15 protein-coding genes are annotated in these 18,344 nt (G+C 65.2%); 1 reads left to right on the forward strand and 14 read right to left on the reverse strand.

Translation table 11 applies throughout. The features are described from left to right. Positions 1–129: 129 nt before the first annotated feature. Positions 130–2,013: an ATP-dependent zinc metalloprotease FtsH gene (ftsH, locus tag F7R26_RS12280; protein WP_150983315.1), complete on the reverse strand. Its 1,884-nt coding sequence runs from the start codon at positions 2,011–2,013 to the stop codon at positions 130–132. A 104-nt stretch (positions 2,014–2,117) separates the two neighbouring features. Beyond that, complete coding sequence (locus F7R26_RS12285) at positions 2,118–2,783, reverse strand: RlmE family RNA methyltransferase (protein WP_150983314.1); 666 nt, start codon at positions 2,781–2,783, stop codon at positions 2,118–2,120. 195 nt (positions 2,784–2,978) lie between these two features. On the opposite strand from F7R26_RS12285, the gene F7R26_RS12290 reads away from it, so the two are divergent. After that, positions 2,979–3,476: a YhbY family RNA-binding protein gene (locus F7R26_RS12290; RefSeq protein ID WP_043347609.1), complete on the forward strand. Its 498-nt coding sequence runs from the start codon at positions 2,979–2,981 to the stop codon at positions 3,474–3,476. Positions 3,477–3,553: 77 nt separating this feature from the next. Here the strand turns inward: F7R26_RS12290 and F7R26_RS12295 are convergent, their stop codons facing one another. The 12 genes from F7R26_RS12295 to F7R26_RS12350 all read right to left on the reverse strand — a co-directional run bounded on the left by F7R26_RS12295 (position 3,554) and on the right by F7R26_RS12350 (position 18,278). After that, positions 3,554–4,057 carry a DUF4149 domain-containing protein gene (locus F7R26_RS12295; RefSeq protein WP_043419067.1) on the reverse strand — a complete coding sequence of 168 codons (504 nt, stop codon included), beginning with the start codon at positions 4,055–4,057 and terminating at the stop codon, positions 3,554–3,556. Positions 4,058–4,067: 10 nt separating this feature from the next. Further along, positions 4,068–4,541, reverse strand: a complete 474-nt coding sequence (greA, locus tag F7R26_RS12300; RefSeq protein WP_043352072.1) for a transcription elongation factor GreA — start codon at positions 4,539–4,541, stop codon at positions 4,068–4,070. Between the two features lie 224 nt (positions 4,542–4,765). Further along, on the reverse strand, positions 4,766–8,014 hold the full coding sequence (carB, locus tag F7R26_RS12305; RefSeq protein WP_150983313.1) for a carbamoyl-phosphate synthase large subunit: 3,249 nt from the start codon (positions 8,012–8,014) through the stop codon (positions 4,766–4,768). Between the two features lie 65 nt (positions 8,015–8,079). Continuing rightward, on the reverse strand, positions 8,080–8,760 hold the full coding sequence (leuE, locus tag F7R26_RS12310) for a leucine efflux protein LeuE (RefSeq protein WP_150983312.1): 681 nt from the start codon (positions 8,758–8,760) through the stop codon (positions 8,080–8,082). 56 nt (positions 8,761–8,816) lie between these two features. After that, entirely contained in the window at positions 8,817–9,953 is a 1,137-nt protein-coding gene (carA, locus tag F7R26_RS12315; RefSeq protein WP_043347616.1) for a glutamine-hydrolyzing carbamoyl-phosphate synthase small subunit, read from the reverse strand. A gap of 357 nt (positions 9,954–10,310) precedes the next feature. Further along, positions 10,311–10,721, reverse strand: coding sequence for a RidA family protein (locus tag F7R26_RS12320; RefSeq protein ID WP_150983311.1), 411 nt, complete (start codon positions 10,719–10,721; stop codon positions 10,311–10,313). A 76-nt stretch (positions 10,722–10,797) separates the two neighbouring features. Continuing rightward, positions 10,798–11,256, reverse strand: a complete 459-nt coding sequence (locus tag F7R26_RS12325) for an acyl-CoA thioesterase (RefSeq protein WP_150983310.1) — start codon at positions 11,254–11,256, stop codon at positions 10,798–10,800. Then, positions 11,253–12,926 (reverse strand): AMP-binding protein, encoded by a 1,674-nt coding sequence (locus F7R26_RS12330; protein WP_150983309.1) that lies wholly within the window; start codon positions 12,924–12,926, stop codon positions 11,253–11,255. The genes F7R26_RS12325 and F7R26_RS12330 overlap by 4 nt, the downstream gene beginning before the upstream one ends. A 63-nt stretch (positions 12,927–12,989) precedes the next feature. Continuing rightward, complete coding sequence (locus F7R26_RS12335) at positions 12,990–14,153, reverse strand: acyl-CoA dehydrogenase family protein (protein WP_150983308.1); 1,164 nt, start codon at positions 14,151–14,153, stop codon at positions 12,990–12,992. Between the two features lie 15 nt (positions 14,154–14,168). Next, a complete protein-coding gene (locus F7R26_RS12340; RefSeq protein ID WP_150983307.1) occupies positions 14,169–15,020 on the reverse strand; it encodes an enoyl-CoA hydratase family protein in 852 nt (283 codons plus the stop codon). 64 nt (positions 15,021–15,084) lie between these two features. Next, on the reverse strand, positions 15,085–15,885 hold the full coding sequence (locus F7R26_RS12345) for an SDR family NAD(P)-dependent oxidoreductase (protein ID WP_150983306.1): 801 nt from the start codon (positions 15,883–15,885) through the stop codon (positions 15,085–15,087). Positions 15,886–15,887: 2 nt separating this feature from the next. After that, a complete protein-coding gene (locus F7R26_RS12350) occupies positions 15,888–18,278 on the reverse strand; it encodes a bifunctional salicylyl-CoA 5-hydroxylase/oxidoreductase (RefSeq protein ID WP_150983305.1) in 2,391 nt (796 codons plus the stop codon). Positions 18,279–18,344: the final 66 nt, after the last annotated feature.

Genomic DNA, 18,344 nt, shown 5'->3' on the forward strand with positions numbered 1-18,344 from the left:
GCAAAGAAAAAAGCCGGCGCACAAGGCGCCGGCTTCAGGCTTGGTGAACGACCGCTACAACCACGACAACCGCGCCAGCGCGCTACGGATTACCGGAGCGCCGGTGACATCATCGTGCCGGCCATCCGCTCAGGCCGTGGCCGGAGCGTTGGTCGGGGCCACCGGCGAGCCACCCGACGGGGTGTTGCCACCACCGTTCTGGCTGGACGCACCACGCGGCGGCCGCGGCGGCTTGCCCGCCATGATGTCGTTGACCTGGTCCGCATCGATGGTTTCCCATTCCATGAGGGCCGCAGTCATGGCTTCGACCTTGTCGCGGTTTTCTTCGAGCAGGCGCTTTGCCAGGCCATATTGCTCGTCGACGATGCGGCGGATTTCCGCATCGACCTTGACCTGGGTAGCTTCCGACACCGTCTTGGAGGACATCTTGCCGAACATGCCATCCTGCTCGGTATCCACGTACACCATGGTACCCAGGGTGTCGCTCATGCCGAAGCGGGTGACCATGTCGCGAGCCGTCTTGGTAGCGCGCTCGAAGTCATTGGAAGCACCGGTGCTCATGGCGTTGAGGAAGACCTCTTCCGCCGCGCGGCCGCCAAACAGGATGGCGATCTCGTCAAGCATGTTGTCCTTGTACTTCGAGTACTTGTCGTGCTCCGGCAGCTGCCAGGTCACGCCCAGTGCCCAGCCACGAGGCATGATGGTGACCTTGTGCACCGGATCCGCCTTGGGCAGCAGCTTGGCCACCACTGCATGACCGGACTCGTGGTACGCGGTTGCGCGGCGTTCTTCCTCGCGCATGACCGTGGACTTGCGTTCCGGGCCCATGTAGATCTTGTCCTTGGCGTCCTCGAAGTCCTGCATGTCGACCACGCGCTTGCTGCGGCGGGCGGCGAACAGTGCGGCCTCGTTGACCAGGTTGGCCAGGTCGGCGCCGGAGAAGCCCGGGGTACCACGTGCGATCACCGAGGCGTCGACGTCGTTGCCGATCGGCACCTTGCGCATGTGGACCTTGAGGATCTGCTCGCGGCCGCGGATGTCGGGCAGGCCGACATACACCTGACGGTCGAAACGGCCCGGGCGCAGCAGCGCCTTGTCCAGGACGTCCGAACGGTTGGTCGCGGCGATCACGATGACGCCCGAGTTGGCCTCGAAACCGTCCATCTCCACCAGCATCTGGTTGAGGGTCTGCTCGCGCTCGTCGTTGCCACCGCCCATGCCGGCGCCGCGGTGACGGCCGACCGCATCGATTTCGTCGATGAAGACGATGCAGGGCGCCTGCTTCTTGGCATTCTCGAACATGTCGCGGACACGGGCCGCGCCCACGCCGACGAACATTTCAACGAAGTCCGAGCCGGAGATGCTGAAGAACGGCACCTTGGCTTCGCCGGCGATGGCACGCGCCAGCAGCGTCTTGCCGGTGCCCGGAGGGCCAACCAGCAGCACACCGCGCGGGATACGGCCGCCCAGCTTCTGGAATTTCTGCGGATCCTTGAGGAAGTCCACCAGTTCGATCACTTCTTCCTTGGATTCGTCGCAACCGGCGACATCCTGGAAAGTGACTGCATTCTGGTTTTCATCGATCAGGCGCGCGCGCGACTTGCCGAACGAGAAGGCACCGCCTTTCCCGCCGCCCTGCATCTGCCGCATCATGTAGAACCAGAACACGATGATCAGCAGGGTGGGCCCAAGGTAATACAGGGCCTGCACCAGCATGTTGGGCTCGTCGTCTGCCTTGCCGGTAACCTGGACGCCGAACTTCATCAGGTCGCCAACCATCCAGATATCGCCCGGCGAAATGATGGTGTACTTCTGCCCTTCCTTGGGCGTCACCACCAGATTGCGGCCTTGCACGTCAACCCGGCCCACCTTGCCGGCCTTGGCATCATCCATGAACTGCGAATAGGTGACGCCTTCCTGCGTGCGGGGCTTGTCGAACTGCTTGAAGACGGTAAACAACACCAGCGCGATCACGAGCCAGATTGCCGCCTTTTGAAACAGGTTGTTATTCAAGGCCAAACTCCTTTACGAACGCCTTGCCAACGGGATAGCTGCATTGTAATGCAGCGCCCGGCGTCGGGGTAAAAAGCAAATTCATCGAAGCGATAGGCACCGCCTCACCCCGCCGACTTGAGGAAACGCCCAAGAATGAAGGTCTCGGAAGACTTATCGCGTGACGCCTTGGGCTTGCGTTTGGCGACCACCTTGAACTGGCGTTTGAACTTCTCCACGATCTGGCTGTAGCCGCTGCCATGGAAACACTTTACCAGCAATGAGCCCTCCGGCTTCAGATGGGCCTGGGCAAATTCCAGCGCCAGGTCACATAAGTAATCGATACGGGCCGCATCGGCAAAGGCTACACCGGACAAATTGGGGGCCATGTCCGACAAAACAAGATCAATCTTCGCGCCGCCGGACGCCTGCAGCACGATTTCCTCCAACTGCCGGAAAACCTCCTCCTCGCGGAAGTCACCCTGAATAAATGTGACGTCGGCGACAGCTTCCATCGGCAACAGGTCGATGGCAATCACCGCGCCGTCGATGCCGCCGTCCTTGGCGCGCGTAGATGCCGCCAGCTTGTTGCGGGCGTACTGGCTCCAGCTGCCGGGGGCCGCGCCGAGGTCGACAATGACCTGGCCGGGGCGGATCAGCTTGTCCTGCTCGTCGATCTCCTTCAGCTTATACGCTGCGCGGGCTCGGTAGCCCTCGCGCTGCGCCAATTTGACGTAGGGATCGTTGATATGGTCGTGCAACCACGCCTGATTGAATTTGTTCTTGGCCATTCCGGATACATCTGTATGGAGAAAAACGCCGCCGGCCCGCGGCCGCCCGTGCGTTTTTCACTCGTTTTGCTGTTTTTGCAGCCTGACCGCGCCAGTTTGACGGATAATACGCGCCGATTCGCTTTTTCGGCACTTCGGTGCCTTGGTTTGCGCACCACTTGCGCGCCCATTTGCGCCCTCGCCTGCGCTTTACTTATGCCCGCTCTTCAACTTATTCCCGCCCAGCGTTCAGAACTCCGCTCCCGTGCCCATGGCCTCAATCCGGTCGTGATGATCGGCGGCGAAGGTCTGACGCGTCCCGTCCTGGCCGAAATCGACCGTAGCCTGGCGTCTCACGACCTGATCAAGATCCGCGTGTTCGGCGACGACCGCGAAAGCCGCATCGCCATGTACGAAACCATCTGCGAAGATCTGGACGCCGCTCCGATCCAGCATATCGGCAAGCTGCTGGTGGTATGGCGCCCGGGTCCGGCCGTCCTGAAGGAAAATCGCCCGCAGGAACTGGGCCGCCTGGCCCCGCGGGGCGGCGCCGCCCCGCGCACTGTCACGGTCAAGAAGCCTAGCGCCGCGCCCAACCGGCGCCCCAAGCGCTCGCAAGTGACGGTGCTGGGCAATGAACGCGTCACCGCCGGCGGCAACGTCAAGCGCGCGCGCGTCCGCCCGACCAGCCAGAAGAAGAAAGCGCTCGACTAATGTCGAAGCCATGCCAGCGCGCCCGCCCGGGCCGCCGGCATGGCAAGGGACGGCCACCCGGGCTCGCCCCTTGCGTCTCACTCGCCAGCCGAGCGCGGCGCCGCTGCGCGCCACACGGTGACCAGCGCCAGCAAGCTGTGCACCAGGTAGAACACGCTGGACACGCCATGCAGCATGCCGAATTGCCCTTTATAGGGCGACTCGGACACGCCCACGCCAAGCGCCGTTGCCTTCTCCTTCAGGTTTTCCATGAAGGGCTGGATACCGAAATACCCCGCCAGCACGCACAGCAACATGCCCAGCACAAGCCAGCGCAGGCCGCGGTAGCGTCCCGCGCCACGACGAATCATCAGGTTGCACAGCGCTAGCTGCAGCACACCGACCACCACGCCCAGGATGGCCTCGGTCCGGAACAGCTGCCCGGCGATCAAGCCTGCCGTCTCGCGGCTGGGCAGCACGGAAAACAACGTCGGGGCCACCATGTAGCCCACTGTCCACAGACTGCCGGCCCAGACCACGGTCAGCAGCAGGAAGATCCGATGCGGCAGCGGCGGCAGGCTCGAATAGGAAGAAGAGAACACGCAGCCTCGTTCAGACGTAGCGAACCGTGATGACTTCGTATTCGCGCTCGCCGCCAGGGGCCAGCACGATCGCCACATCGCCCTCGAACTTGCCGATCAGCGCACGCGCGATCGGCGAGCTGACGGAAATCTTGCCGCTATCCAGGTCGGCCTCGTCGTCGCCGACGATCTGGTAGCTCACGGGCTTGCCCGATTCCAGGTCTTCGAGGTCGACGGTCGCGCCAAACACGATGCGGCCATCCGTATCGAGCTGGGTCGGGTCGATGACCTGCGCCGCCGACAGCTTGGACTCCACCTCGATGATCCGGCCTTCGATAAAGGCCTGCTTTTCCTTGGCGGCATCGTATTCGGCATTCTCGGAGAGGTCGCCTTGCGCACGTGCTTCGGAAATGGCGTTGATCACGGCGGGACGTTCGACGGCCTTCAGGCGCTGCAGTTCCTCTTTCAGCAGCTCGGCACCGCGCTTGGTAATCGGAATGCTCATGTCTTCGTTCAGCAAAAAAATGAGCCGCAGCGGAGCAGGAACCATGCGCCGGCATCACTGCCCGGGGCACTTCCGCTCAACCGCGGCTTTGAGGTTGTCAGGTTGTATCGACGGTTAGATCGACGAAATTGCTGTTAGTTTAGGCCAAGACGGCCGCCCGCAGCAACTGCGGGCGGCCCGGAGGCCTTCAGCCGTCCAGTCTACCGTCTTTCCGTCTTCGCGCCTCAGGGCAGCGAGGCGTGCAGGCTTTGCAGGTCATAGACCTCCAGGCTCTGCATGTGCTTGAGGCCCTCCACCGCGGCGCGCGCGCCGGCGATGGTGGTGTAGTACGGCACCCGGCTGGCCAGCGCCGAGATGCGGATCGAGCGCGAGTCGGCGATGGCGGTACGGGTTTCGTCCACGGTGGTGAAGACCAGCGCCAGCTCGCCGTTCTTGAGCATGTCGACGATGTGCGGACGGCCGTCCTTCACCTTGTTGACCACGCGCACCGGGATGCCGGCGGCTTCGATGGCCGACGCGGTGCCGCGGGTGGCGACAATCGGGTAGCCCATGTCGTGCAGCATGCGCGCCACGCCAACCGCGTGCGGCTTGTCGCTGTCCTTGACGGTCAGCAACACGGTGCCCTTCTCCGGCAGGCGCGAGCCCGCGGCGAGCTGGCTCTTGAAGAGGGCTTCGCCGAAGGTCTTGCCCACGCCCATCACCTCGCCGGTGGAACGCATCTCTGGTCCAAGCACCGGGTCGACACCGGGGAACTTGTTGAAGGGGAACACCGCTTCCTTGACGCTGAAGTACGGGGGCACCACTTCGTCGAACACGCCTTGCGAGTCGAGCGTCTGGCCTGCCATGCAGCGCGCGGCGATCTTGGCCAGCGACAGGCCGGTGGCCTTGGACACATAAGGCACGGTACGCGAGGCGCGCGGGTTCACTTCCAGCACGTAGACGATATCCTCGCCATTGACTTGCTGGATGGCGAACTGCACGTTCATCAGGCCGATCACATTGAGGGCCTTGGCCATCGCCGCGGTCTGGCGCTTGAGCTCGTCCACGGTGGCTTGCGCCAGCGAGTACGGGGGCAGCGAGCAGGCGGAGTCGCCCGAGTGCACGCCGGCTTGCTCGATATGCTCCATCACGCCGCCGATAAACACGCGCTGGCCGTCGCACAGGGCATCGACGTCGCACTCGATGGCGTCGTTCAGGAAGCGGTCCAGCAGCACCGGGGAGTCGTGCGACACCTTGACGGCCTCGCGCATGTAGCGCTCGAGGTCGCGCGGCTCGTGCACGATTTCCATCGCGCGGCCACCCAGCACGTACGACGGGCGCACCACCAGCGGATAGCCGATCTCGGTGGCCAGGCGCAGAGCTTCGTCCTCGGCACGGGCGGTGCGGTTGGGCGGCTGGCGCAGGCCCAGTTCATGCAGCAGCTTCTGGAAACGCTCGCGGTCTTCCGCGGCGTCGATCATGTCGGGGCTGGTGCCGATGATGGGCACGCCGTTGGCTTCCAGGTCCAGCGCCAGCTTCAGCGGGGTCTGGCCGCCGTACTGCACGATCACGCCGACGGGCTTTTCGCGGTCGACGATTTCCAGCACGTCTTCGAGCGTCAGCGGCTCGAAGTAGAGACGGTCCGAGGTGTCGTAGTCGGTCGACACGGTTTCCGGGTTGCAGTTGACCATGATGGTCTCGTACCCGTCTTCGCGCAGCGCCAGCGCGGCGTGCACGCAGCAGTAGTCGAACTCGATGCCCTGGCCGATCCGGTTCGGGCCGCCGCCCAGCACCATGATCTTGCGATTGGTGGTGGGGTCGGCTTCGCACTCGCCATGCTCGGCCTCATACGTGCCGTACATGTAGGCGGTATTGGTGGCAAACTCGGCAGCACAGGTGTCCACGCGCTTGTACACCGGGCGCACGCCCGCGGCATGGCGCGCGGCGCGCACGGCCTTGGGCTCGGCACCCATCAGCTTGGCCAGGCGGCGGTCCGAGAAACCCTTCTGCTTCAGGTGACGCAGCTCGGCGGCCGACAGGCTGTCCAGCTTGCGTGCCTTGACCAGGGTCTCGGTCTTGACGATGTCTTCGATCTGGGCCAGGAACCACGGGTCGATGGCGGTCTCGGCGTGCACTTCTTCCAGCGACATGCCGATGCGGAAGGCGTCGCCCACGTACCAGATGCGGTCCGGGCCGGCTTCGCCGATTTCCTCGACGATCTCGTCGCGGTCGGTGGACTTGTCATCCAGGCCGTCCACGCCCACTTCCAGGCCGCGCAGGGCCTTCTGGAACGATTCCTGGAAGGTACGGCCCATGGCCATCACTTCACCCACGGACTTCATCTGGGTGGTCAGGTGGCTGTCGGCCTGCGGGAATTTCTCGAAGGCGAAACGCGGCACCTTGGTGACCACGTAGTCGATCGACGGCTCGAACGAGGCCGGGGTCGCGCCGCCGGTGATCTCGTTCTTCAGCTCGTCCAGCGTGTAGCCCACCGCCAGCTTGGCGGCGACCTTGGCGATCGGGAAGCCGGTAGCCTTGGAGGCCAGCGCCGACGAACGCGACACGCGCGGGTTCATTTCGATCACGATCATGCGGCCGTCGGCCGGGTTGATCGAGAACTGCACGTTGGAGCCGCCGGTATCGACGCCGATCTCGCGCAGCACCGCCAGCGAGGCGTTACGCAGGATCTGGTATTCCTTGTCGGTCAGGGTCTGGGCGGGCGCCACCGTGATGGAGTCGCCGGTGTGGATGCCCATCGGGTCCAGGTTCTCGATCGAGCAGATGATGATGCAGTTGTCCTTTTTGTCGCGGACCACTTCCATCTCATACTCTTTCCAGCCCAGCAGCGACTCTTCGATCAGCAGTTCGCGGGTCGGCGAGAGATCCAGGCCGCGCTTGCAGATTTCCTCGAATTCTTCGCGGTTGTAGGCAATGCCGCCGCCGGAGCCGCCCAGCGTGAACGACGGGCGGATCACGATCGGGTAGCCGCCGGTGGCGGTTTCCTTGGCGATCTGCGTCTGCACGGCCAGCGCTTCTTCCATCGAGTGGGCGATGCCGGACTTGGCCGAGCCCAGGCCGATCTTGGTCATCGCTTCCTTGAACTTCTGGCGATCCTCGGCCTTGTCGATGGCTTCCGGCGACGCGCCGATCAACTCGACGTTGTACTTTGCCAGCACGCCATGGCGATGCAGATCCAGCGCGCAGTTCAGCGCGGTCTGGCCGCCCATGGTCGGCAGGATGGCGTCGGGGCGCTCTTTTTCGATGATGCGCTCGACCACTTCCCAGGTAATCGGCTCAATGTAGGTCACATCGGCCGTGTTGGGATCGGTCATGATCGTGGCCGGGTTCGAATTCACCAGCACGACCTTGAAACCTTCCTCGCGCAGCGCCTTGCAGGCCTGGGCGCCGGAATAGTCGAACTCGCACGCCTGCCCGATGATGATGGGGCCGGCGCCGATGATCAGGATGCTCTTTATGTCTGTGCGCTTTGGCATTGCACGCTCTCATTTTTGGCCGGCCCGCACAATCGCGCGGGCCGCACCGGATATCAGGATTCGATTCAGTTCAGGGTGGCCGTCGCCAGCTTGGCGCCGAAGCCGATGAACATGGCGCCTACCCCGCTCGCCATGCCCGCCGACAGGCGTCGTCGGCGGCGAAATGCTTCGGCCAGCCTGGCGCCCACGAATATGATGGCGGTCAGGTAGGCGAAGCTGCACAACTGGCACACCAGCCCCAGCGCGACAAACGACAGCGCCGGGTAGCCGAACTGCGGATCGACGAACTGGATGAAGAAGGAGATGAAGAACAGGATGGCCTTGGGGTTGAGCAGGCTCACCACCAGCGCCTTGCGAAACGGGCTGACCGCGCGGTCCACAGGCGTTTCGGCCTGCGCCGCCGTCCCGCCATCGCTGCCACGGCTCAACCAGGCGCGCACGGCACCGCGCAGCATCTGGAAACCGATCCAGCCCAGATAGGCCGCACCGATAGCCTTCACCACGTAGAACAAGGCGGGGCTGGCCTTGAGCAGCGAGGCCACGCCCGCCGCCGACAGCACCATCAGGATGGCGTCCCCCAGGAACACCCCGCAGGCACCCTTGTAGCCTTCGCGCACGCCGCGTTGCGCCGCAACGGATAGCACATACATCGAGTTCGGCCCCGGCAGCAGCACGATAAAAATCGTGCCGAGCACAAAGGTCCAGAAATCGGTAATGCCCAGCGCGGTATGCATGAAGGCGTTCATCGGGTCGTCCTGCGGTCTGCTTGTCTACGTAACTTCTCGTGTTGGCTCGAACGTGCTTACTGGCGTGCGTCCGCCATCATCTTGGTGAAGCGGTCGAACAGGTAAGCCACGTCGTGCGGGCCCGGCGAGGCTTCCGGGTGGCCCTGGAAGCAGAATGCCGGCTTGTCGGTCAGCGCGAAGCCCTGCAGCGAGCCATCGAACAGCGACACGTGGGTGGCGCGCACGTTGGCAGGCAGGGTGTCTGCGTCCACCGCAAAACCGTGGTTCTGCGAGGTAATCACCACGCGGCCGTCGTCGAGGTCCTTCACCGGATGGTTCGCACCATGGTGGCCGAACTTCATCTTCAGCGTCTTGGCGCCGGCGGCCAGGGCCATGATCTGGTGGCCCAGGCAGATGCCGAACGTGGGGATGCCGCGGGCGATGAACTCACGGGTGGCACGGATCGCGTAGTCGCAGGGCTCGGGATCGCCAGGGCCGTTCGACAGGAACACGCCGTCCGGGTTGAGCGCCAGGGCATCTTCCGCGCTGGCTTGCGCCGGCAGCACGGTCACCTTGCAGCCGCGTGCGGCCAGCATGCGCAGGATGTTGAACTTCACGCCGTAGTCAAAGGCCACCACGTGGAAACGCGGCGACTCCAGCTTGCCGTAGCCCTGGCCCAGCACCCATTCGGTCTGGTTCCACTCGTACGGCTCCTTGACCGACACCACCTTGGCCAGGTCCATGCCGGCCAGGCCGGGGAAGGAACGCGCCAGGTCGATGGCCTTCTGCACATTGTCCTCGCCAGCCAGGATGCAGCCGTTCTGCGCACCCTTCTCGCGCAGGATACGGGTCAGCTTGCGGGTGTCGATGCCGGCAATCGCCACCACCTTTTCCTGCTTCAGGTAATGGCCGAGGGAATGTTCCTTGCGGAAATTGGAGGCCAGGAGCGGCAGATCCTTGATGATCAGGCCGGCGGCATGGACTTTCGTGGCTTCGACATCCTCAGTATTGACCCCGACATTGCCGATATGCGGATACGTCAATGTGACGATCTGCCGGGAATAGCTGGGGTCGGTGAGGATTTCCTGGTAACCGGTCAGCGCGGTGTTGAACACCACTTCGCCGATGGTATGGCCGGAAGCGCCAATGGAATAGCCACGAAAGACCGTGCCGTCTGCAAGCGCGAGAATGGCGGACGGAAAAGACGGTAACACGGGTAGGCTCCTGCTGGATTCACCCCGTGACCGACCTGCTCAACGCCTCTTGCCCCGTTTGTCCGGCGGGGCGACAGGCAGCGCGCGGATTGTCGATTTCGTCGACTGGGCACGATGCTTGTCGCCGGGGCCGTTCGCTCGGTGCTCGATACGCCACATAAAACAATGCGGCGGAGCCAGGGCGAAATGGGGGCGGCGGAAGGTGGAATTCGGTAGGCGCTAGGGTGAGGGGTTCTGAAAGCGAAACTTTTGGATTATACCCCGCGCCACCCATTTTCTCAAGTTATCAAGGACTTGCGGACGCCTCCACCCTCTTCGGCGGGCCCGGCAGCCCGGCGGCATGCCAGGCCAACGTCGTCATTCGCCTGCCGGCACCACTGCGGTCACCTCGATCTCCACCTTGGCGCGCGCCTCCACCAGATCGGCCACTTCCACCGCCGTCATGGCCGGAAAATGACGCCCGATGGTGGCGCGGTAGTGCTCGCCGATGGCGCGGTAGGCCGCCACATATTCCACCTTGTCCTTCACATACCAGGTCATGCGCACGATGTGCTCCGGACGGGCGCCGCCCGCCGCCAGCACCGCGACGATATTGCGCAGCGCCTGGCCGACCTGCTCGGCGAAGTCATCGGTCTCGAACTCGCACTGGCCGTTCCAGCCGATCTGGCCGCCGACGAAGAGCAGGCGGCTGCCCACCTGCATTTCGGTCATGGTGCCGTTCGAGTAGCCGCGCGGCGCGGCCCAGTCTGGTGGCTGGAGAATCTTCATGGTCGGTTTTCCGTAACGTAAGAAGTGATCAGGATCCAGGATTGGGATCTTGTTTTTTTGTCTGGCCAGCTTCGCCCTACACGCCGGACGGGCGCATCGGCGCAGCCGCCGGGGCATCGGGCGCCAGGAAGCGCTCCATGGCCGAGCGGACTTCCGGCGGCAGTGCGCGCGACGTCATCTGCCCGGTATCCACGCATACCAGCCGCTGGGCGATCTCCACCCGCACGTCCCCTGCCGGCCCGACAAAGCGCACCTGCAACGAAAAGCTGCTGCGGCCTAGTTGGGTCACGCGCAGCTCCCGCGTCAACAATTCGCCCAGGCGACTGGGCGCGACAAAGCGGGTCGACAATTCTGCCGTCGGCACGCCGGCCTGCCCTGCGCCATGCATGTCGGCGAAGGACCAGCCAAGCGCATCGCGGAACCAGTCCTCGACCAGGTCATTGAGCATCTCGAAGTAGCGCGGGAAGAACACGATGCCGGCAGCATCGCAATCCTTGAAGCGCACCCGCGCGCTGTTGCTGAAGAACGCGTTCACGGCTGCCTCGCACCCTCTGGTGCCCCGCCCTGCTCGGCCATCTGCCGCAGGCGGAAACGCTGCAGCTTGCCGGTCTCGGTGCGCGGCAGCGCATCGACAAAAATCACCTTGCGCGGGTATTTGTACGGTGCGATCTCGGCCTTGACGTAGGACTGCAGTGCCGCGCAAGTCTCGTCGCTTGCCGCCACGCCGGGGCGCAGCACCACATACGCAGCAACAATCTGGCCGCGCTCGGGGTCGGGCATGCCGACCACGCCGCACTCGGCCACCGCCTCGTGGCGCATCAGCGCGCTCTCCACTTCCGGCCCGGCGATGTTGTAGCCAGCCGAGACAATCATGTCGTCGGAGCGTGCCTGGTAGTAGTAATAGCCGTCAGCATCCGCCTTGAAGGTATCGCCCGGCAGGTTCCAGCCGTCCTTGACGTAGTTGGCCTGGCGCGGGTCGTCCAGGTAGCGGCATCCGGTGGGGCCGCGCACCGCCAGCTTGCCAACCGTGCCATGCGGCACGGGTTGCATCTGCTCGTCGACGATCTGCGCGATATAGCCGGGCACCACCTTGCCGATGGCACCGGGCCGCACGTCGGCGCCCGCGCTGGAAATAAAGATATGCATCATCTCGGTGCCGCCGATGCCGTCGGTCATCTCGATGCCCGTGGCCGCCTTCCAGCTCTGGCGCGTGGCGTCCGGCAGCGCCTCGCCTGCCGACACGCTCTTGTGCAAGCTGGACAGATCGTAGCCCGGCGCCAGCGCGGCCATCTGCCGGTAGAAGGTCGGCGCGGTGAACACGATGGTGGCGCGCCAGGACTGAATCAGCGCCAGCAGGCTTTCGGGCGTGAGCCGTTCCGCCAGCACGGTGGAAGCCCCGACCCGCAGCGGGAAGCACAGGATGCCGCCAAGGCCAAACGTAAAGGCCAGCGGCGGCGTGCCGCAGAAGATATCGTCCGGGCCGGGCTTGAGGACGTGGCGCGGAAACAGGTCGCACATCGCGATCACGTCGCGATGGAAATGCACCGTGCCCTTGGGCTGCCCCGTAGTGCCGCTGGTGAAGGCAATCAGGCAGATATCATCGGCCGCGGTATCGCAGGCTTCGAAGCTGTCGGGCTTGTTCGCCATCGCGGCCTCCACCGAACCGGCGCCGCTGCCGTTGAAGTACAGCGCCTGGGTCAGGCTCGGGCAATGGTGCTCGCCGCCTGGCTTGAGGTTGGCCTCCAGTTCCTCGCGCAGGCGTTCGTCGCACAGCGCAGCGCTGACTGCCGCGCGGTCGATCACCTGCTTGAGTTCCTTCGCGCGCAGCAGCGGCATGGTCGGCACAGCGATCAGGCCCGCCTTGACCACGGCCAGCCAGCATGCCGCCATCATCAGGTTGTTTGGGCCGCGCAGCAGCACCCGATTGCCCGGCACCAGCTTCATGTCGCCGGTCAGCACATGGGCAATGCGATTCGATAGCGCAGCCAGTTCGGCATAGCTGACGGTTCGGTGCGCGCCGTCTTGCTCGTAGCGGATTGCCACGCGCTCGCCGCGCCCCTCGCGCACGTGGCGCTCGACCAGTTCGAGCGCGCAGTTCATGCGCTCCGGATACCGGGTATCGGCGTTGAAGAGGAACGCCGGCCACTGCTGCGGGGGCGGCAGGCGGTCCAGTGCATAGGTATCGAGGTGGGCTGTGCTCGCCATGGTTGTCTCCGCTTCCTTCATTCTGGTGATGCTGGTAAGGGCTATCCGCTCGCGCCGGCCGCGTCAGGCGCGGTGCTGCGCCAGCGTTTCGCGCGCGATGATCAGCTTCTGCACTTCGGTCGCGCCCTCGTAGATCCGCAAGGAACGGATCTCGCGATACAGGCTTTCCACGCGGGTGCCGACCTTGACGCCGAGGCCGCCGAACATCTGCACCGCGCGGTCGATCACCTGCTGCGCGTTCTCGGTAGCCACCATCTTGGCCATGGCGGCTTCGCGCGTGGTGCGCACGCCGGCCACATCGCGCAGCCATGCGGCGCGGTAGGTCAGCAGCGCCGCCGAGTCGATTGCGGTGGCCATGTCGCCGATGGCGGCCTGCGTCAGTTGCAGGTCCGCCAGCACGCCGCCGAACATCGGCCGCGCGGTGGCACGGGCCAGCGCTTCGTCGAGCGCGGCGCGGCCAAAGCCCAGCGAGGCGGCAGCCACCGACGCACGGAAGATGTCCAGCGTCATCATGGCCACCTTGAAGCCCTGCCCTGCCTCGCCAAGCCTTGCTGTGGCGGGCACCCGGCAGTTCTCGAAACGCAGCGTGGCAAGCGGGTGCGGCGCCATCACGTCGATGCGCTCGGCGATGGTCAGGCCCGGCGTGTCCGCATCCACGACAAATGCGGAGATGCCGCGCGCGCCCGGCGCTTCGCCGGTGCGGGCAAAGACGCAATAGAAGTCGGCGATGCCGCCGTTGGAGATCCAGGTCTTGACGCCATCGAGCACGTAGTGATCGCCATCCTGCACGGCACGGCATTGCATGGCGGCGACATCGGAACCGGCATCGGGTTCGGACAGCGCGAACGCGGCAATCGCCTCGCCGCGCGCCACGCGCGGCAGGTAGCGCTCGCGCATGGCGTCGCTGCCGGCCAGCGTGATCGCGCCGCTGCCCAGGCCTTGCATGGCGAAGGCGAAATCGGCCAGGCCATCATGGCGCGCCAGCGTTTCGCGCAGCAGGCACAGCGAGCGCGAATCGAGCGTGTCGAGCGCGCCGCCGTAGGCGGCTGGCACGCAATACCGCAGCCAGCCGGCCGCGCCGAGCTGGCGCACCAGCGCTCGGCAGGCGGCATCGGTGTCGCTGTGGTCGACCTTGAGCGAGGCCGTGGCCCATGCGTCGAGCCGTTGCTCTAGTTCACGGTGCGCGTCGTCGAAGAACGGCAGGCGGAGATAACCTTTGTCGGACATGGCTTGTTATTCCTTTCAGTCGCCTTCGAACACCGGGCGCGTCTTGGCCACGAACGCGTCGTAGGCGCGGCGGAAATCCCGGGTTTGCATGCAGATGGCCTGCGCCTCGGCCTCGGCCTCGATGGCTTCGTCCAGGCCCATATTCCATTCCTGGTGCAGCAGCTTCTTGGTCACGCCGTGGGCGAACGTCGGGCCAGCCGCAATCTGCGCGGCCAGTGCCTGCGCCTCGGCGAGCACAGCCTCCGGCGCATGCAGCGCGTTGAAGAAGCCCCACTGCAGCCCTTCTGCCGCGGTCATCGCGCGGCCGGTGTAAAGCAGCTCGCTCGCACGGCCCTGCCCGATCACGCGCGGCAGCAGCGAGCAGGCGCCCATGTCGGCACCAGCCAGCCCGACCCGCACGAACAGGAAAGCGGTCTTGGCCTGCGCCGTGCCCAGGCGCATATCCGAGGCTAGCGCCATCATCGCGCCGGCGCCGGCGCAGATGCCATCGACAGCGCTGACGATGGGCTGCGGGCAAGCCCGCATGGCCTTGATCAGGTCGCCTGTCATGCGCGTGAATTCCAGCAACTCCGGCATGGTCATGCGCGTAAGCGGGCCGATGATTTCGTGCACGTCGCCGCCCGAGCAGAAGTTGCCGCCGGCGCCGGTGATGACCACCGTCTTGATGTCGGTGGCATAGCACAGGCCGCGGAACAGGTCGCGCAGCTCGGCGTAGGAATCGAACGTGAGCGGGTTCTTGCGCTCGGGCCGGTTCAGCGTCACGGTGCCGACCTTGCCGTCGGCCGACACCGACCACAGGAAGTGCCGCGGCTGGTAGCCGGCGAAGCTGCGCTTGTGGTGGCGCATGTCCAGTGCTATTTCGCTCATCTCGTTTCTCGCGTGTTCGTTCTGATGTTAGTTCTGATTCTGGTCGGCTTGCATGCGTTGGCGATCACCCCGCCATGACTTCGCCGCCGGCCACGGCGATCGACTGTCCGGTAATGGCGCTGGCCGATGGCTGGCACAGCCACGCCACGGCATCCGCGACTTCGTCGGGTTGCACCAGCCGCCCCTGCGGATTGCCTTTGGCCAGTTCGGCGCGGGCCTGCGCCTCGGTACGGCCGGTCTTGCGCACGATGTTGGCGACCGCGTCGCGCACGATATCGGTTTCCGTATAGCCAGGGCAGACCGCGTTGACGGTGACACCACTGCTCGCCGTTTCCAGCGCCAGCGCGCGGGTCAGGCCGATCACGCCGTGCTTGGCCGCGCAATAGGCGCTCACATAGCCATAGCCAACCAGCCCGGCCGTGCTGGCCACATTGATGATGCGGCCCCAGCCATTGGCGAGCATGTGCGGCAGCGCAGCCTGCGTGCAGAGAAAGGTGCCAGTGAGGTTGACCTCGAGCATCGATTGCCATAGCGCAAGATCGGTCTTGCCGAACGGCGCGCTGCGTGCCTGGCCGGCATTGTTGATCAGCAGGTCGATGGGCCCTGCCTTGCCGGCAGCGTCGGCAAAGGCCGCTGCCACACTGTCGGCCTGCGAGATATCCGCCGCCACAGTGCAGAGCATGGCGGGCGACACGACAGTCTCGGCCAGCGTATCGGCGGTGGCCGCCAGCGTAGCCGCGTCGCGGCCCAGCAAAGTGACGCTAGCGCCGTGCCAGAGCAGGCGGCGCGCAATGGCAGCACCAATGCCGCGCCCGCCGCCCGTAACCAGCGCGTGCCGGCCTTGCAGGGAAAGATGCGCGTTCATGCTCAGTGATCCTCCGGCTGGCGGGCTTGTCTGGCTTGTTGCGCCGCGCGTTCCAGATTGGTCTCGAGCTGGCGCTTGCCGGCCTGGTATTGCTTGGGCCAGGCCAGGTCGCGATGCCCTAGCCGCGCCGCCTCGTGAAGGGTCCACGCGGGATCGGCCAGGTGCGGACGGGCAATCGCGCACAGGTCCGCACGGCCCGCGGCGATGATGCTGTCGACATGATCCGCCTCGAAGATCGCGCCCACAGCGATGGTGGCGATGCCGGCTTCGTTGCGGATGCGATCCGCAAACGGCGTCTGGTACATGCGGCCGTACACCGGTGCCTGGTCGGGGCTCACCTGCCCGGACGAGCAGTCGATCATGTCGGCGCCCGCGGCCTTGAAGGCGCGCGCAATCTCGATCGCGTCGTCGGGTGTGATGCCGCCTTCGACCCAGTCGTGGGCCGAGATCCGCACGGACATCGGGCGCTCCTGCGGCCATACGGCACGCACGGCGGCAAAGACTTCCAGCGGGTAGCGCAGCCGCGCTTGCAGCGAGCCGCCGTATTCGTCGCTGCGCTGGTTGGTCAGCGGCGAGATGAAGCTGGAGAGCAGGTAGCCGTGGGCGCAGTGCAACTCCAGCCAGTCGAACCCGGCCTCGGCAGCGCGCCGCGCACTGGCCACGAAATCGTCGCGCACGGCATCCATATCGGCGCGGCTCATCTCGCGCGGCACTTGCGAGATGCCCGGCATATACGGCAGCGGCGAGGCCGACAGCAGCGGCCAGTTGCCCTCGGCGAGCGGATAGTCCATCTGCTCCCAGCCGAGTTGCGTGGAGCCCTTGCGCCCGGCGTGGCCGATCTGCATGGCGATGCGCGCGTCGCTGTTGGCGTGCACGAAATCGACAATGCGGCGCCAGGCATCGCGCTGCTCATCGTTCCACAAACCCGGGCAGCCCGGGGTGATGCGCGCATCCGGCGAGGTGCAGGTCATTTCCGCCACCACCATGCCCGCGCCGCCAAGCGCGCGCGCGCCCAGGTGCGTCAGGTGGAAGTCGCCCGGCACGCCGTCCTCGCAGGAGTACATGGCCATCGGCGACACCACCACGCGGTTCTTCAAGGTGACATTGCGCACGCGGTACGGCGTGAACATCGGCGGCACGGCGCGAGCCTCGGCCGCCTGTCCGGTGCTGGTGGCATTGGCGACGTTGGCAGCCGCCTGCCCCGCCAGCCAGCGCTCGAAACCCTCGACGTAACCGGGGTCTCGCACACGCAGGTTCTCGTGCGAGATGCGCTGCGAGCGCGTCAGCAGCGAATAGGCGAACTGCTCCGGCGCCAAGCCCGCGTAGCGCTCGACATTCTCGAACCACTCGGTGGAGTTGCGCGCGGCATTCTGGATCTTGAGCACTTCTACGCTGCGGGTGGCCTGGTAGCGCTCCAGCGCCTGCGGCAGCACGTCGGCGCCGCCCGCGCCGGCGTCGCGGATATTGTTGGCCAGGTCGATGGCGTCTTCCAGCGCCAGCTTGGTGCCGGAGCCGATCGAGAAATGCGCGGTATGCGCGGCATCCCCCATCAGCACCACCGGCACGCGGCGGCCATCGGCCAGCGTGTTCCAGCGCACCCAGGTGCCGCAGATCACGCGGGGGAAACGAATCCAGTTGGCAGAGCCGCGCAGGTGCGTGGCGTTGCTGATCAGCGCATTGCCATTGAGGTAGCGGGCGAACAGCCGTTCGCAATAAGCCACCCCCTCCTCCTGGCTCATCTGCTCGATGCCGGCGGCACGCCACACGTCTTCGGGCGCCTCGACAATAAACGTCGACGTGTTGTCGTCGAAGCGGTAGGCATGGGCCTGGAACCAGCCGTGCTCGGTTTTCTCGAAGGCGAAGGTGAAGGCGTCGAACAGCTTGCGCGTGCCGAGCCAGACAAAGCGGCACAGGCGGGTATCGATATCGGGCTGAAAGGTCTCGGCATAGCGAGCGCGCACGCGGCTGTTGATGCCATCGGCGGCAATCACGATGTCGGCCTGGTATTGCTGCGCCAGTTCCTGGTCGTCCGTCACGTCGGTCTCGAATACCAGGTGCACGCCGAGCGCCTCGCAACGCGCCTGCAGGATATTGAGCAAGCGCTTGCGACCGATGCCGATAAATCCATGCCCGCCGGAGCGCAGGGTGCGCCCGCCGATATGGATATCGATATCGTCCCAGTGGTTGAACGCCGCGTTGATTTGCTCCGCGCTGACAGGGTCGGCTTGCTTGAGGTTGTCCATGGTGGCATCGGAGAACACCACGCCCCAGCCAAAGGTGTCATAGGGCCGGTTGCGCTCCACCACGTAGACCTCGTTGGATGGGTCCCGCAGCTTCATCAGCAAGCCGAAGTACAGGCCCGAGGGGCCACCGCCGATACAGAGCACTCGCATTTTTTCGTCTCCTGCGTGCCGGCCTGGCCCCTGGGATTCTGAGTTCCAGGAGCGCCGTGCGGCACA

It is taken from the genome of Cupriavidus basilensis (assembly GCF_008801925.2).
GTDB classification, from domain to species: domain Bacteria; phylum Pseudomonadota; class Gammaproteobacteria; order Burkholderiales; family Burkholderiaceae; genus Cupriavidus; species Cupriavidus basilensis.

Excerpts from the sequence above, each read along its gene's own strand:
- F7R26_RS12350 (WP_150983305.1), bottom strand. The coding sequence starts at position 18,278 with ATGCGAGTGCTCTGTATCGGCGGTGGCCCCTCGGGCCTGTACTTCGGC.
- F7R26_RS12285 (WP_150983314.1), bottom strand. The coding sequence starts at position 2,783 with ATGGCCAAGAACAAATTCAATCAGGCGTGGTTGCACGACCATATCAAC.
- F7R26_RS12340 (WP_150983307.1), bottom strand. The coding sequence starts at position 15,020 with ATGAGCGAAATAGCACTGGACATGCGCCACCACAAGCGCAGCTTCGCC.
- F7R26_RS12320 (WP_150983311.1), bottom strand. The coding sequence starts at position 10,721 with ATGAAGATTCTCCAGCCACCAGACTGGGCCGCGCCGCGCGGCTACTCG.
- F7R26_RS12330 (WP_150983309.1), bottom strand. The coding sequence starts at position 12,926 with ATGGCGAGCACAGCCCACCTCGATACCTATGCACTGGACCGCCTGCCG.
- F7R26_RS12335 (WP_150983308.1), bottom strand. The coding sequence starts at position 14,153 with ATGTCCGACAAAGGTTATCTCCGCCTGCCGTTCTTCGACGACGCGCAC.
- carB (WP_150983313.1), bottom strand. The coding sequence starts at position 8,014 with ATGCCAAAGCGCACAGACATAAAGAGCATCCTGATCATCGGCGCCGGC.
- leuE (WP_150983312.1), bottom strand. The coding sequence starts at position 8,760 with ATGAACGCCTTCATGCATACCGCGCTGGGCATTACCGATTTCTGGACC.
- F7R26_RS12345 (WP_150983306.1), bottom strand. The coding sequence starts at position 15,885 with ATGAACGCGCATCTTTCCCTGCAAGGCCGGCACGCGCTGGTTACGGGC.
- greA (WP_043352072.1), bottom strand. The coding sequence starts at position 4,541 with ATGAGCATTCCGATTACCAAGCGCGGTGCCGAGCTGCTGAAAGAGGAA.
- F7R26_RS12290 (WP_043347609.1), top strand. The coding sequence starts at position 2,979 with ATGCCCGCTCTTCAACTTATTCCCGCCCAGCGTTCAGAACTCCGCTCC.